Source organism: Aliiruegeria sabulilitoris (genome assembly GCF_001558155.1).
Taxonomy (GTDB): domain Bacteria; phylum Pseudomonadota; class Alphaproteobacteria; order Rhodobacterales; family Rhodobacteraceae; genus Tropicimonas; species Tropicimonas sabulilitoris.
The window spans coordinates 293,150-307,509 of sequence record NZ_LOAS01000002.1; the positions used below are offsets into that span (position 1 = coordinate 293,150).

13 protein-coding genes are annotated in these 14,360 nt (G+C 61.7%); 3 read left to right on the plus strand and 10 right to left on the minus strand.

Translation table 11 applies throughout. The features are described from left to right. Positions 1–395 precede the first annotated feature (395 nt). Both AX756_RS25990 and AX756_RS03555 read right to left on the minus strand, forming a co-directional pair. Positions 396–1,199, minus strand: a complete 804-nt coding sequence (locus tag AX756_RS25990) for a methyltransferase, TIGR04325 family (protein ID WP_068308709.1) — start codon at positions 1,197–1,199, stop codon at positions 396–398. A 5-nt stretch (positions 1,200–1,204) separates the two neighbouring features. Next, a complete protein-coding gene (locus tag AX756_RS03555) occupies positions 1,205–2,710 on the minus strand; it encodes an oligosaccharide flippase family protein (protein ID WP_156461381.1) in 1,506 nt (501 codons plus the stop codon). 239 nt (positions 2,711–2,949) lie between these two features. Between AX756_RS03555 and AX756_RS03560 the strand changes: the two genes are divergently transcribed. Next, a complete protein-coding gene (locus AX756_RS03560) occupies positions 2,950–3,663 on the plus strand; it encodes a sugar transferase (RefSeq protein WP_082738919.1) in 714 nt (237 codons plus the stop codon). 236 nt (positions 3,664–3,899) lie between these two features. Then, on the plus strand, positions 3,900–4,844 hold the full coding sequence (locus AX756_RS03565; protein ID WP_068308713.1) for a glycosyltransferase family 2 protein: 945 nt from the start codon (positions 3,900–3,902) through the stop codon (positions 4,842–4,844). Between the two features lie 24 nt (positions 4,845–4,868). Here AX756_RS03565 and AX756_RS03570 read toward each other — a convergent pair whose 3' ends face one another. The 6 genes from AX756_RS03570 to AX756_RS03595 all read right to left on the minus strand — a co-directional run bounded on the left by AX756_RS03570 (position 4,869) and on the right by AX756_RS03595 (position 11,933). Next, positions 4,869–5,654: a carnitinyl-CoA dehydratase gene (locus AX756_RS03570; RefSeq protein WP_068308714.1), complete on the minus strand. Its 786-nt coding sequence runs from the start codon at positions 5,652–5,654 to the stop codon at positions 4,869–4,871. Beyond that, positions 5,651–7,651 carry an acetate--CoA ligase family protein gene (locus AX756_RS03575; RefSeq protein WP_231700972.1) on the minus strand — a complete coding sequence of 667 codons (2,001 nt, stop codon included), beginning with the start codon at positions 7,649–7,651 and terminating at the stop codon, positions 5,651–5,653. Before AX756_RS03575 ends, AX756_RS03570 begins: the two co-directional genes overlap by 4 nt. Before the next feature lie 43 nt (positions 7,652–7,694). Beyond that, positions 7,695–8,855: an acyl-CoA dehydrogenase family protein gene (locus tag AX756_RS03580; RefSeq protein WP_068308716.1), complete on the minus strand. Its 1,161-nt coding sequence runs from the start codon at positions 8,853–8,855 to the stop codon at positions 7,695–7,697. A 135-nt stretch (positions 8,856–8,990) separates the two neighbouring features. Next, the gene (locus tag AX756_RS03585) at positions 8,991–9,875 is read right to left on the minus strand and encodes an NAD-dependent epimerase/dehydratase family protein (RefSeq protein ID WP_068308718.1); all 885 of its coding nucleotides are present in this window, start codon (positions 9,873–9,875) and stop codon (positions 8,991–8,993) included. After that, on the minus strand, positions 9,872–10,714 hold the full coding sequence (locus AX756_RS03590) for a glycosyltransferase (protein ID WP_068308721.1): 843 nt from the start codon (positions 10,712–10,714) through the stop codon (positions 9,872–9,874). Before AX756_RS03590 ends, AX756_RS03585 begins: the two co-directional genes overlap by 4 nt. 1 nt (position 10,715) lies before the next feature. Further along, entirely contained in the window at positions 10,716–11,933 is a 1,218-nt protein-coding gene (locus tag AX756_RS03595; RefSeq protein ID WP_068309068.1) for an NAD-dependent epimerase/dehydratase family protein, read from the minus strand. A gap of 284 nt (positions 11,934–12,217) precedes the next feature. Here AX756_RS03595 and AX756_RS03600 point away from each other — a divergent pair, with 284 nt between their 5' ends. Beyond that, on the plus strand, positions 12,218–12,739 hold the full coding sequence (locus AX756_RS03600) for a hypothetical protein (protein ID WP_068308723.1): 522 nt from the start codon (positions 12,218–12,220) through the stop codon (positions 12,737–12,739). Positions 12,740–12,751: 12 nt separating this feature from the next. Here the strand turns inward: AX756_RS03600 and AX756_RS03605 are convergent, their stop codons facing one another. Beyond that, positions 12,752–13,540: a hypothetical protein gene (locus AX756_RS03605; protein WP_156461382.1), complete on the minus strand. Its 789-nt coding sequence runs from the start codon at positions 13,538–13,540 to the stop codon at positions 12,752–12,754. Further along, positions 13,530–14,327, minus strand: coding sequence for a hypothetical protein (locus AX756_RS03610; RefSeq protein ID WP_068308727.1), 798 nt, complete (start codon positions 14,325–14,327; stop codon positions 13,530–13,532). The genes AX756_RS03605 and AX756_RS03610 overlap by 11 nt, the downstream gene beginning before the upstream one ends. Between the last annotated feature and the right edge of the window lie 33 nt (positions 14,328–14,360).

Here is a 14,360-nt window from a genome sequence, read left to right on the forward strand (position 1 = left end):
CCTTTTCAATGCCGCACTGGACGAGCGTTCTTATGCCCGAAGCCAGTCGAAAAATAGCGGCCACTATTCACCCCTTCGTCACGGACGTTCAATCTGGTCCGTACTCCCCAAGGCGATTACGATGGATATTCTGCAAAATTTCGTCATTCCCTTGGGGAAAGTGTTAACGAGTCGAAATACATGTCAACGATACAGGCCAGTCACGCGGTTGGTTGACGGCTCCTGTGGATGCCGTGGAAGTGTTAACGCGCTGATAACCAAAGACATCTATCACGGCGAAACAATCAAACCCCTTTGTTTCCATAGAGTTGAATACGTGGCGATCTAGGTTTGATTAGGACGGGATTACGGGAGAATGATGGCACGGCCTTCCCAAACCTGCCCAAAAGGATAGGTCAGACCGATTCTGCCTTTTTCGTAAGGAGAAAGCCGTGGCTGGCGCTGGACTCAAGCCATGGATGGGTCGAAATCGCGTTGCTCAGTTCCGCTATTTCCCAGCGGTCTCGGACCTCATACCCGCAGGCGGCAATCTCGGCCAGGAACTCGCGTTCGCAACGAATGCAGTAAGGAACCGAGGCAGCGCCAATCCGCTCAAGCGTGACCACCTGCGGACCGTTCCGCATGGCTACCTTGTTGAGCACGATATAGCGTGGCGGCTCCTGCAGGCGATCCAGAAAATCCGCGAAAGTCACATCCAGATATTGCAGCAACCCCGAAGCAATCAGCAGATCCGCCACCGGCGCCTCTACCGCGTCCTCCACGAAACGGATCGCTTCGGGAATACGCCCTGTCGCCTGCTCGGCCCGCGCGGCTCGAATGATTGCGGGCAGATCCACGATGTTCCACTCGTAGCGGTCGAGCGGCAGGAGGGTGCTGAAGGCGATGTATTTCGTGCCCATATGGCCGCCCGCATCCAGCACGCATCCGCCTTCGGGAAGCAGTTCCTTGAGCCAGAAAAGCACGGGATAATCCCAGGCGAAGACCTGGGTCATGTATTCGAAAGAGATCTCGGCCACGCCGTCATTGTCGTAACCTTTGACGGCTTGCGGCGGCAGGCTGGCCAGGGCCGCATCGCGGGTCGGCCATGCGCCGGAGAAGCGCGGCGGTCGCCCGGCGAGGCGTCGCAGATATGTCTCGCCAAGCTTGATCGGCGTCGTCGCCAGGCGCAGTGCACGTTTCGTGGAAGAAACCAGTCCCATGGCAATCAGCTTTCTCGTTTGAAATGCAACCTGTGAGCGAGGCGCGCGGAAACGGCCTGGCGCAACTCGGACTCGAAGACGGCAAGCGCCGCTGCATAGGCCAGAACGGCCGGCAGGCTCAGCGCCACGGCGCGCGCAAAGGGGTTGATCCCATCGAGCAACGGGCTTTGCTTCAGAAGGTAGAGGCTCAAAACACCAACCGTGATGGAAAGCGATAACCGCAGCCAGTGGCGGAAAATGCCGCCCCACTCGATATCCGCGAAACGATGCGCGCAATAGATCGTGTTGATGGCAGCCGCAAAGGCGACAAAGACCTCGGCCCATGCCAGCGGCACCAGCCCTATCGGCGCCGTGGCCAGCACGCAGACCACCGTGATCCCGAGAAACATCAGCGCAATGCGTGGCAACAGATCGACGCGGCCGGCCAGCGACATGATCGGCTCGCTGGCATAGGAGACAAGCGTGAGCAGCCGGGCCAGGGCCAGGATCTGCAAGACCTGCAGCATCGGCAACCATTCCGGCCCGAGCAAGCTATGAACGATGTCGTCGCCCATGATCGCCAGCCAGGCAAAGAGCGGCACCGCCACCGCCACAAGCACGGGGAAGAAGACATTGGCGACCTTCTGGAAGCCGCCTGTTCCGCCCTCATCGGCGGCACGGGCCTCGCGGAATAGGTTCCATCCCAGCGTCGTGGTCGGCACGCCCACGACCTCGGCCACCGCACCGGTCAGCCGTTCGGCCGCGCGATAGAAACCCACAGCCGCCGGCCCCAGAAACGCACCAATCATGAAGGTGGCGGCATAGATGCGCAGGTTGAAGATCATCCGGGCGGCAAAGAACTGGCCCGACATGTGAAGCATCCTTCGGAAGTCGTCGCCCCGCAATCCCGGCAAGGGTGGCAGGCGGGTTACCGAAAAACTCACCAGCAATTGCACCACCTGGAAAGCCAGTCGCCCGTAAACGAGCGAAAACACGCCCTGACCGGAATACAGCGCCACAAGCGACACAACCAACCCCGCCAGGTCTCCGCAGATCTCGGCCAGCGAGGCCGCCCGAAGGCGCCCCATCCAGATCAGGATCGCCTTTTGTGTCGAAGATGTGACGGCGAGCGACACCCAGCCGGCAAAGAGCACGACAAGGATTGTCGTCTGCGTGGAAACACCGAAGAGCGGAAGGCCGCTTCCGGCGACGGCCCCGAGCACACTGGCCAGAACGCCCGAGAGAATCGCGACAAGCAGGACTTGCTGCGGAACCGTCGAATCACCGGGCCAGGCAAGGATGTAGGGCGCCCAGCCGCCCTCGGCCACGCGCATGAGCAGGATCGAGCAGGCCGCGACCAGCGCGAAGGCTCCGAATTCGGCAGGCCCAAGCAGTCGCGCGGCAACAATGAAGACAACCACCTGACATGCTTGAGAAACTATCCGCTCGACCATCACCCAGAGCCCACCGCCAATGGCGTGGGCCGCAGGCCCCTTCCTGCGCTTTTCGTCCGGCATGTTCTGATCGCTCACCACGGCCCCCTTTGGCCTGAACTTGCACGCCAACGCAACAATACGCAGCCGGGAATCCGCCTGAGAACCCTGATCCGAGCATGTGCAAGAAAAATGACGTTCGGGTACAGTATCAAATTCGTAAACAAACTGTTAATACAGTCGCTGGTGGAAACTGGGCATAAATGTGTCAAATTGGTGGCGGGTGTGGTCCTCATTGACTCGGTGGGGGGACGGTCGCGCAAGCGATCTTTGATTTAATGACAAAGCAAAGCGAAACAGCTTCGCGTTTTGAAGGTGCAGATGTTGTGTATGGACGAACATTTTCGGCCGAATCGGATCTGACCACCACGGTCTTTCCGTCTGTTGCGCCAGCGAAACGGTTCTTCGACATCGTGTTTTCAACGATGGCTCTGATTTTCTTCCTGCCGATCATGGTGATGATCGCCGCGGTCCTGCTTCTGCGCGAGGGCGGTCCGGTCTTCTTCCGGCACAAGCGCGTCGGCTATGCGGGCAAGCAGTTCTCCTGTCTGAAATTTCGTACGATGGTCTTGGATGCGGACAAGCGCCTGGAAGAGCTGCTCGCCAGAGACCCGGTGGCCCGGGCCGAATGGGAGGTGAACCAGAAGCTGACCAACGACCCGCGCATCTCCTGCCTGGGGCATTTCCTGCGCAAGACCAGCCTCGACGAGCTGCCGCAATTCTTCAACGTGCTGAAAGGGGACATGTCGGTGGTCGGTCCGCGTCCCATCGTCCTGGCCGAAGTCGCGCGCTACCGGGAGAACATCTTCGAGTACAAGTCCGTTCGTCCCGGCATCACCGGCCTCTGGCAAGTAAACGGGCGCAATGACACTACCTATGAAGAACGCGTTGCGATGGATACGGAATATGCCCGCAACCGGAGCTTCATCGGTGATCTCCGGATCGTCTTCCAGACGGTCGAGGTGGTTCTGACCGGGCGCGGCGCAAGCTGACGCCCGAACAGCACGCTCAGATCACAACAAGCACGACCAGTCCGGTCCAGAAAGACAGGCAGAACAACACGGCAAACCGCCAGACCAAATGCCTGTCCACCTGAAGAAATTGTGGGCAATCATTCCCCTCGGGGCGTCTTGGAACCGGTGCCATTCGCATCCGCCTTTAATCATTCCGCCCCCCAGCGTATCTTTTTCATGCCATCCCCACGCGACGCTGTCAAAGGATCAGTCTGATGGACGCAACGAGCAAACCTGCCAGTGGCAGACTCTCGCAGCCGCCCCCTGCTCCTCCGGCAGAGCGCCGCATAGTCATCGGCATTCCAACCACCGGACGCCGCGAGATTCTGAGCGATACCGTTCGCCATATCCAGACACAGGACAGACTGCCCGATCTGGTGGTCCTCTCGGTCTCGGAGGAAGACGATATCGACAGCGACGCCCTGCGCGATCTGACCTTTCCGCTTCAAATCGTCGTCGGGCCGCGCGGCCTCTCGGTGCAGCGCAACCATATTCTCGAACTGCTCGAACCGTCAGATATCCTGTTGTTTCTGGACGATGACTTCCTGATGGAGCCCGACTATCTCGACCAAGTCGACAGGCTGTTCACTCAGAACCCCGATGTCGCCCTTGCGACGGGCACCGTGATCGCCGATGGCGTGGTTGGGCGGGGATATTGGCACGAGGCCGGGCTCGAATTGCTCAAGGAATACGTTCGCCCGGACGAAGCCGAGACGCTGCGAGATGTCTATAATGGCTATGGCTGCAACATGGCGATCCGCGCCGGACCGGTGTTGCAGAATGGCATCGTCTTTGACGAGAAACTGCCGCTGTATTCCTGGCTGGAGGATGTCGACTTCTCCCGTCAGTTGGCGGAATACGGCCGTCTGGTGAGATCGAATCGCCTGTTCGGCGTGCATCTCGGCACCAAGACTGGGCGCACACCGGGGATTCGTCTTGGCTACTCGCAGATCGTCAACCCGGTCTACATGCTTCGAAAGGGGACGGTCTCGGCCGGCAGGATGTTCCTGCTCACCGGGCGCGTCTTCGCCTCCAACCTCGTCTATTCGATCCGTCCGCGGGAATGGACAGACAGCCGCGGCCGGCTGAAGGGCAATTTCCTCGCCTTCCTCGACATCCTGCGCGGCAGGATCGACCCGCAACGCGCCCGGAAATTCTGATCCGCACAGCGAAACACGACCGGTTCAGCGCCCCTTCCAGACCGGATCGCGCTTTTCGGCAAAAGCGAGGGCACCTTCGCGTTGATCCTCGGATGAATAGAGCCTCTCGACCGTTGCAAACTGGCTCCGGGTGATGCGGTTCAACGCGTCCTGGAACTTCATATCCTCGGCCTCGCGCACGATCTCCTTGATCGCGGCATAGACGAGCGGCGGCCCGCTCTCCAGCAGCCGCGCGAGCTCCCACGCCTTGGGCAGAAGGTCCTCCGGCGTAGTCACGTCCCGTAGCAGGCCCCATTGCTTCGCCTCGGCCGCGTCGAACCACCGGCCCGTCAGCAACAGATCCATCGCCACGTGATAGGGGATCCGCTTGGGAAGCTTGACGGACGCCGCGTCGGCCACCGTTCCGGATCGGATTTCGGGCAGGGCAAAAGTGGCGTTCTGCGAGGCAAGGATCAGGTCGCAGGACAACGCCAGCTCGAGCCCTCCCCCACAGCAGATCCCGTTCACCGCACAGATCACCGGCTTGTTGAGCCCCGGCAGTTCCTGCAACCCGCCGAAACCGCCAACGCCGTAATCCCCGTCGACAGCATCGCCTTCCGCCGCGGCCTTCAAATCCCAGCCGGGACAGAAGAACTTCTCGCCCTCGGCGCGCAGAATGGCCACGCGAAGGCTCTCGTCATCGCGAAAAGCGCGAAAAATCTCGCCCATGATCCGGCTTGTAGCGAGGTCGATCGCATTGGCCTTGGGCCGGTCCAGCGTCACTTCGAGAATGCCGCCTTCACGGCGGGTGCGAATGGGAGTCTCGGTCATTTCAGTTCCTTCCGGATCAGGGCGTCGACGGCAACAGCGCCGGTCTCACGCAGGATGAGAGGGTTGATTTCGATCTCGGTATAGGCGGGCGCGGACTGCATCAGCGCTTGCAATTTCATGACGGCCTCCACCATCGCGCCGGTATCGGCCACCGGGCGACCGCGGTATCCGAACAGAAGCGGCGCGAGGCGCAACCGCGAGAGCGCCTGCTGGACCTCCTCGCGCTCCACGGGCAAAACCAGCGTCACGCTATCCGCAAGCAGTTCCGCCGTGACCCCGCCCATGCCAAGCGTCAGCGTCGCCCCATAGACCGGATCGCGTTGCAGGCCGATCAGCATTTCGGCGACGCCATCCGAAACCATCTCCTCGAGAAGATAGCCGCGCGCGCCCTCCATCGGCGCCTCGCCATCCAAATGATCGAGGCCAAGCCGCACGCCACCCACTTCCGTCTTATGTGCCAGCCCGAGCGCCTTAAGCGCGAATGGCGGCCTCAATTCCGACGCCAGCGCACCCAATTCCCGGAGCGACCCGGCGCTCACACCGCGTGGCACTTTTATCCCGGCGGACGCGAGAATCTTCTTGGCTTCGACCTCGTTCAGCAAACGTGTTGGCCGGACTGTCCGCACTGCCCAGGGCTGCCACCCGTCCCGACCGGCAGACGATGTCGCCGCCGCCAGGGCCGTCAGCGCCGTCTCCAGGCCGCTGAGCGGCGCAATTCCACGCTCGACAAGCGTGATCGCGAGGGCCTCGTCGAAATTTTCCGGCAAGGTCGCAATCGGAAAAGCCGGCTTGCCCGTCCTCCGCCCGGCAGCCTCGGCGGCTTCCAGCGAATGCATGAAGGAAGACGGGTCGCACCTATCCGGCCGGGGCGGATCGATCAGGAATATCCCGGCATCGTAACCTTGCAGCATTGTTGCGAACACGGCTTCGGTCGTCGCCGCGTCACCCCATATATAGGTATTATAATCCAATGGGTTGGAGATCCTGACCCGTGGCCCCAACAATCTGGACAAACCTTCGGCCTGCGCCGGCTCGGGTTGCGGAAAATCCAGAACGGAGCGTTCCGTGAGGTCGGCAACCATCGTCGCCTCGCCGCCCGAACAGGAGAGCGAACAAAAGCGCGTTCCGGCAAGCGGCCCATGCGCGTGAAAGACATTCAACGTTTCGATCATCTCGGCCAGCGTCGCCACTTCGGCAATGCCGCTTTGCCGCAGAAAGGCCGAGGAAGCGGCCGCCGTGCCCGCGAGCGCAGCGGTGTGGCTAGCCGCTGCTGACGCGCCGGCAGCGGTCTTGCCCGCCTTGACCATCACGACGCCCCTGCCCGCCGCCCGCATCGCCTGGGTGACCGTCGCGAGCGCAGAAGGATCGTCGATCCCTTCGGCATAGATTCCGAGCGCCGTAACCCTGTCATCTGCAACCAGCGCCTCGGCCAGGTCCGCGAGGCCAATCTGGGCGGCATTGCCGAGACAGGCGATATAGGCAATCGGCAGACCCCGCGCCTGCATCGAGATGTTGATCGCGATGTTCGAGCTTTGCGAGATGACCGCCACCCCCCGTTCAACCCGCCGACCACCATGCTGGTCCGGCCAGATGATCGCACCGTCGAGATAATTGATCATCCCGTAGCAATTCGGCCCCAGCACCGGCATCCTCCCAGCCGCCGCTACCAGCTCCTCCTGCAGAGCACCGGCTCCGGCCTCGCGCCAACCGGAGGCAAAACACACCGCACCGCCCGCCCCCATCGCCGCCAGTTGTCGCGTCACGTCGATCGTCGCTTCGCGGTTGATACCCAGGAAGCTCGCATCCGGTGCCGAGGGCAGGTCTGACAGATCCCGAAACACCCGGCGTCCGGCGATCAAGGAATGCTTCGGATGAACAGGCCATATATCACCGTGGAATCCCATGCGCTCGCATTGCGAAACGACATTCTCCGCCCAAACGGAACCGAGCACGGCAATCGAGCGCGGACGGAGCATTCTGGCCAGATCACCCCTCATGTTCTGCCCCCTGCGCAATTTAAGAATGTGGAGGAACGAGAACTCATGCTCCCAACGGACGAAGCAGATCGCGGCTGATGATGTGGCGCTGGATTTCGGACGTTCCGTCCCAGATCCTCTCGACGCGAGCATCGCGCCAGAACCTTTCGACGGGAAGATCGTCCATCAGCCCCATGCCGCCGTGGATCTGCAAGGTTTTGTCCGTGACCCGCGCGAGCATCTCCGTTGCATAGAGCTTGGCCGAAGCGATCTCGCGATTGGCGGGCAGTCCCTGATCCAGGCGCCAGGCGCCCGCCAGTGTCAGCCAGTCGGCGGCGTCGATCTCGGTGATCATGTCGGCAATCTGGAAACCGATGCCCTGGAACTTTCCGATCGGTTGCCCGAACTGTTTGCGTTCGGCCGAATAGGCCAGGGCATGGTCAAAACACCTGCGGGCCCGTCCCACGGACATCGCCGCAACGGTCAGGCGGGTTGCATAGAGCCATTCGTTCATGACCGCAAAACCACCATCAACCTCGCCCAGAACCTGTGCATCGGGCAGCCGGCAGTTATCGAAATAGAGTATGGAATTCTTGTATCCGCGATGGCTGACGGAATTGTAGCCGTCCCGAACCTCGAAACCGGGCGTGCCGCGATCGACAAGAAAGCAGGTGATCCGTTTCTTTGGCCCCTTGGGTGTGTCGTCGACGCCTGTTGCGATGAAAACAATGAAGAAGTCGGCATGTTCCGCACCGGAGATGAAGTGCTTCGTGCCGTTGACGACCCAGTCACCGCCGTCTCTTCGGGCCGCGCATTTCATGCCGCGCACGTCGGAACCCGCGTCCGGTTCGGTCATCGCCAGCGCATCCATCTTTTCGCCACGCACCGCCGGCAGCAGGTAACGTTCGCGCTGCGCGCCTTCGCAGGCCAGCAGGATATTCTGCGGCCGGCCGAAATAATGCGTGAGCGCCATGGAGCCTCGGCCCAGTTCCCGTTCGACCAGGGTGAAATCCATATGCGACAGGCCGGCGCCTCCCACCTCTTCGGGGAAATTGCAGGCATAGAAGCCAAGCTCGAGCGTCTTGCGCTTGATCTCCTCGCCAAGTTCCAACGGAACCTGCCCGCTTCGGTCGACCTCGGCTTCGTGGGGATAGATTTCGTTTTCCACGAAACTGCGAACCGTGGAGACGATCATCTCCTGTTCTTCGGTCAGTCCGAAATGCATCCGCCCGGCTCCCTGTCCACGATGCAACCACGGAATTTGCGGCTGTACGGATAAGGCTAACGGTGACGGAATGCGCCTTTGTGCCGAATTCGCTGAAAACATGCAGCAAGCGTTGGCCAAGACCGGGCACGAGCTTCAAAGCCCGGCAATCATCTCCGGCAGTGTTCTGCGCAGCAGCGGCCAACCACCCGGTTTCCAGCCCAGCCCACGCAACCTGGCACAATCCATCTCGGAGACTTGTGTCACGTCAGCCGATGGCGGCAAAGGCTTCGAAGCGCCGGTAATCCGCGCCACCTCCCGAAGCAGGTCACGTCGGTCGAGCACTAGGTCCGAGAGGTTGAAGACCTGTCCGGCGAGCTTGTCGGGTGCCGCGTTCAGAAGCAGGCGGAGGGCGGAAGCGACATCGACACCGTGCACCTCGGTGGCGACCCGCGGCGTGATCTCGGCACCAGCGAGGAAATCGCGAAACAGCTCTTCCCACTTGTGCGCTTGGCCCGGCCCAGCGGGTCCATAGACGCCCGTTGCCCGAAGGCTGGCCGTTGCAATCTCCGCCCCATGCAGCCCGGCAAGCGCCTGTTCCGCCTTCCACTTCACCTGCCCATAGAGCGTATCGGGGCGCGGCGCTAGGGTCTCCTGGAGGCGTGTTCCGGCGGGCCAGTCGCCATAGACGGCACGGGAGGAGAGAAACAGGATGCGCTTCACGCCATCCCTCCGGGCAGCGTCGAAAAGGCGAAATGTGCCGGCCAGATTGGCCCGTTGGAACCCTTCCGGATCCGTTCCCTCGCCACCACGATAGCGCCCGGGCAGGTGTTGGAAAGCGAGATGGATCAAGGCATCGACCCCCTCGAGACTTGGGGGCGAAGCGCCAAGCTCGAACGGCATATGCGAGACAGGTTCGGAGAAGAAGCCCGGCCTTGGCGGGGTTCGACCCAGCGACAAGACCGTGTCCCCTGCCGTCAGTGCCTCCTCGGCCACGAAACGACCGACAAGCCCGGTTGCGCCGGTTATCGCCAGCTTCATGCCTGCGGCCCGGGCAAGGAGGCGATAAGCGGTACTGGCCCGTCCCCGGCATAGGATTTCCAAAGCGCGATCAGCGGCGCGAGCCGGTCGGCCTTGGGATGGGGGTGTTGCCAGGGTTTCTCGTATTGGAAATGCAGGATGTGGATCGATGGCCAATCCCACAGCGCCGGCATGTTGAACCACACATATTGCAGCATGTTGTCAAAGACCGTCAGCCCATGCCAGTCGGGAAAAAAGTGCTGCAGGAAAGTCTGATCAGTGCGGGGCCAGAAGGCGCCCGGCTGGTCGAGTTCTCCAAGCATGTGCTCGAAGGTCTCCATGCTCGGCCGGGCGGTGAAGACGCCGGAATTCATCCGGTGGAAATCGGCGAGGCTCTCATAGACATTCGGCGCGGCCGAAAACTCCGGGTAGCGGAACAGCCGGTCGCAGTTCTTCAGCATCAGCGCATCGGCATCGATGAAGACGACGCTTTCATATTCCACCATCTGCCACAGCCGCAGCTTGGCGAAATTGTCGAGCGGCGTGTGGAAAGGCGGCTTCTCGCCCTTGGTGAACGGCGCTTTGCCATGCAGCCGGTCCCGCCCGTGGGCCTCGTTGAACGCATCCGAGGTGGGCAGCAGGTCGACCTGAACCAGCCGCGCACCGAGAGCCAGCAGGGGTGCCAGCTCTTCCGGGTCCGCCGCTGCCGTGTGCAGAACGACGATATCCGCATCTGTTCCGCTCAGCCGGATCGAGCGCACCAATGCCTTCGCGCCAAGCGCGTAATCGGCATTGGTGACAAGCGTGACATAGGCGTGCCGACTGCGCGCCGCCACATTGGCATGAAGCCCTTCGACCATCTCAACCGACCGATTTCAGGTGCACCGCCTCGGGGTCGTGGACGACGCGCTTGGCGATGTCCTTTGTCCAGGCCGACACACAGGGAACGTGCTTGCGGACCACGCGGTGGGCGTATTTCTCGGCGATATGCACAACTTCGTCGAGCAGGCCGGTTTCCAGCTTGATTGGGTTCAGGCCGAGGGCGAGGAAACTGTCGTTCTTCACGATCAGTTCGTTCTCGGCGGCTTCCTTGCGCGGGTTGGGGAGGAAGGCGATCTCGGCCCCGGTCATCTTCGCGACCATCTCGGCGAGGTCGCGCACCCGGTGGGTTTCGGTCATCTGGTTGAAGATCTTCACCCGGTCGCCGCGCTCGGGCGCATCGGACAGCGCAAGCTCGATGCAGCGCACCGTGTCCTGAATGTGAATGAAGGCGCGTGTCTGCCCTCCCGTTCCATGCACCGTCAGCGGGTACTTGATCGCGGCCTGGATCAGGAAGCGGTTGAGCACGGTTCCGTAGTCGCCGTCATAGTCGAATCGGTTGATGAGCTGCTCATGGCGCGCGGTCTGATCGGTATTGGTGCCCCAGACGATGCCCTGATGCAGGTCCGTGACGCGCAGCCCGTCATTCTGGGCATAGAACTGGAACAGGATCTGATCGAGCGACTTGGTCATGTGATAGACCGAGCCGGGTTTCGTCGGATAAAGGATCTCCATTCCCTTGGCGCCGCTATCCGTTTCAACCGACACATCCAGATACCCCTCCGGGATCGGTGCGCCGATGGTCGAGTAGCCGTAAACGCCCATCGTTCCCAGATGCACCAGATGCGCGTCGATCTCGGTTTCCACCATCGCGGTCAGCAGGTTATGCGTGGCGCTGACATTGTTGTCGACGGTGTAGACCTTGTGGCGATCCGACTTCATCGAATAGGGCGCGGCGCGCTGCTCGGCGAAATGTATGATCGCGTCCGGCTTCATCTCGGCCAGCCACTGCTTCAGGCGTTGGTATTCCTTGGCCAGGTCCAGCAGGTGGAACGCGATCTCGTTGCCCGAGACCTCGCGCCAGATCCGGCAGCGCTCCTGGATGGAATCCATCGGGGTCAGGGACTGCACGCCAAGCTCGGTGTCGATCCAGCGGCGCGACAGGTTGTCGATGATATGCACCTCGTGACCGAGATTGGACAGGTGCAGCGACGTTGGCCAGCCACAAAAACCATCTCCCCCAAGAACCGCAATACGCATCACATCCTCCTTCGCGGCATCGCCGACGATCAAATTTCCTAGATGACCAGATCGCATAAAGTGGCGCGCAAGTCTTGTCGAATGAAAGAAATGCGACAATCTCTAGCGCCCTTTCGCACATAGAGCGCAATTTACGCCCAATCCCTCACCCTGGCGCACATTGTTTCGGAGGTTTCGAAAGCCTGTGCGTTTTCGCGAAACGACAAGGGGCAACATTTTTCGGCTCCCGATCCGGCGCTTCAACGGTTAGCTTGCCGGGGTCATTCCCTTTGAGAGCCCTTTTCATGTCGGATACATCTTCCCGCCTGCTCCGCGCCCTGCGCGACCTCGCCATCGCCCTGATCAATGCGACGCTGATCCTCGTTCTGCTCTGCCTGATCCTTGGCTGGAAGCTGCTCGACCGGGTGGACAACGTCGCGGCGAATTTCGCCCGCAACATTGTCAGCGTGGAGCCACTTCGGGGCGATGTTCAGTCCATGACAACGGAAATCGCCGCGCTCCGCTCGGACCTCGCCGCGATACGAGAGAATTCGGGCCAAGCAACGTCGGAGGCCGCACAAGCTGTTGCGACCCGTCTGGAAAGCGTCGAGGCGCGGATAGAGACGGTCGATGACAGGATGACGGCATTCCGGGAGCGTGTTCAGTCCATCGAACTGGACCCGGAGGTTCTGGCGGCACGTGCGGTGGAAACCGCGGCCAACCAGTTCGTGATCTCGGCGGGACAGCTTGCGGGCTGCGAGATGCCGGCAGCAGCGGCGTTGAAGCCGCTCGTGCCGGCATCCGGCGTTTCTTCGGGCGCCAACTGACGCCCACCTTCGTCAGGAACGCAGCAGAAGGGCGGAACTGTCCAGCGCCGCAGCAATCGTCCGGTAATGCTCCGCATGTTCTTGCGAGCGGGACGAGGAGCGCAGCAACAGCGCGCTGGCTTCCTCCAGGATTGCCGCCGTTTCGGCAACCGCCGCCGCCTGGGCCTCGGGTTTCACCGCGATCAGCGGGCGGCTGGTGGAAACGGGGTTGGGGCCCGGCGTCTTGACGCGAATACGCGGCTGGGAGCGGTCCCGGTTCTCCCGGGCGACCTTTTCGATCTTGCGCGATGCATCGTCGAGCACCTTGCGGATCTCGTCATTCGCCGTGCCCGCCGGCAGCGTCGTCGCAATCCAGTCCAGCCGCTCGCCCATGCAATCGACGAGATACGCCTTGGGCAGGGCCTCGCAGAACGAGACTGCTGCGCTGATCGACGTCGCGATATTCGCGGCCAGCGTGGCGTCGAGCGGCAGAACCTGGTTCGACTGATCCACCCCGAAGACCGGGATGACGCCAGGCAGGGACTCATGGATATTGGAGAAGCTGCTCCGAGAAAGGGAATTGTCTGGCGATGACACCGGAGGGGGCGTCGGTGTGGGGGTTGGATCGGGCGTCGTCACCGGAGGGGTCGTTGGTGTGGTAGGCACATCCGGTGTTGTCACCGGAGGGGGCGTCGGCGTTACATCCGGAAAATCATCCGGAACTTGCTGGGCCGTTGCGGCGAATGCGCAAAGAACAAAAAGCGCCCCGGCGGCGGCGCGCGACAGCAGGCGGAGAGCGGCAGAAACGGGTTCAGAAAACATTGCGAGCGATCCAGTTGACCGAGAAGATGACACGTTGCCGATCGTCCTGATCGAACGCGTCACTCAGGATGAGATTGAGGCCGACACTTTCGAGCCCCGGCAGACGGAACGAGGCGCCAAGATCCACGTTGTCGCCGTTATAGGCGACGGACGTTCCGAAATGCTCGGTAAGACCGATCCCGGCACCGGCAAACACGCCCGATTCCGTGCCGAACTCCCGCACCCGGTTGCCCGCACCAAGGGTGAGCATGAGCGGGTAGACATCGCCTGCGATACGCACCAGCGGGAAGGTCGTCAGGGTACCCGAGAGAGAAAGCTCATCGTCTTCGGAGTCGGCGTCGCCCCAGGGCCCGATACGGCTGACCCCAAGGCCGAGATAGGTCGGGATACCGCCCTGATCGAGCCGCTTGGAGGCGCGTACGCTCAGAAAGCCGGAATCGCCGAAATCATCCTGCAGCGAGGTTATATGCGCAGCGAATTGCAGGTCGAACAGGTCGTCGCCCACGCCGATACCGAAACCGAAGGCGGCGGAGCCGTCGGGATCGTCGCGAACGCCGTTGCGCTTGTCGGTGAAGGCGACCGAGGCAAAAACCAACCCGTCAGGCGCCACGGTCGCGGCAGGAATACCCAGCAAGGTCATGTTCTTCTTGTAGGCTTTCACCTTCTCTTCGTAGCTGAACGCCTCCTGCCCGATGGCCATGGCGGGCAGGGCAGACAGCAACAGCGCCAAAACAAGGCGCGCCGGGCGGAATTGGAACAGCCGGTTACGGCCAGACGAGCGGGTCATGTAAGTCTCCGGAGCTTGCGTCCATATGGGTCC

Excerpts from the sequence above, each read along its gene's own strand:
- AX756_RS25990 (WP_068308709.1), bottom strand. The coding sequence starts at position 1,199 with ATGGGACTGGTTTCTTCCACGAAACGTGCACTGCGCCTGGCGACGACG.
- AX756_RS03560 (WP_082738919.1), top strand. The coding sequence starts at position 2,950 with ATGACAAAGCAAAGCGAAACAGCTTCGCGTTTTGAAGGTGCAGATGTT.
- AX756_RS03565 (WP_068308713.1), top strand. The coding sequence starts at position 3,900 with ATGGACGCAACGAGCAAACCTGCCAGTGGCAGACTCTCGCAGCCGCCC.
- AX756_RS03570 (WP_068308714.1), bottom strand. The coding sequence starts at position 5,654 with ATGACCGAGACTCCCATTCGCACCCGCCGTGAAGGCGGCATTCTCGAA.
- AX756_RS03575 (WP_231700972.1), bottom strand. The coding sequence starts at position 7,651 with ATGAGGGGTGATCTGGCCAGAATGCTCCGTCCGCGCTCGATTGCCGTG.
- AX756_RS03580 (WP_068308716.1), bottom strand. The coding sequence starts at position 8,855 with ATGCATTTCGGACTGACCGAAGAACAGGAGATGATCGTCTCCACGGTT.
- AX756_RS03585 (WP_068308718.1), bottom strand. The coding sequence starts at position 9,875 with ATGAAGCTGGCGATAACCGGCGCAACCGGGCTTGTCGGTCGTTTCGTG.
- AX756_RS03590 (WP_068308721.1), bottom strand. The coding sequence starts at position 10,714 with ATGGTCGAAGGGCTTCATGCCAATGTGGCGGCGCGCAGTCGGCACGCC.
- AX756_RS03595 (WP_068309068.1), bottom strand. The coding sequence starts at position 11,933 with ATGCGTATTGCGGTTCTTGGGGGAGATGGTTTTTGTGGCTGGCCAACG.
- AX756_RS03600 (WP_068308723.1), top strand. The coding sequence starts at position 12,218 with ATGTCGGATACATCTTCCCGCCTGCTCCGCGCCCTGCGCGACCTCGCC.
- AX756_RS03605 (WP_156461382.1), bottom strand. The coding sequence starts at position 13,540 with ATGTTTTCTGAACCCGTTTCTGCCGCTCTCCGCCTGCTGTCGCGCGCC.
- AX756_RS03610 (WP_068308727.1), bottom strand. The coding sequence starts at position 14,327 with ATGACCCGCTCGTCTGGCCGTAACCGGCTGTTCCAATTCCGCCCGGCG.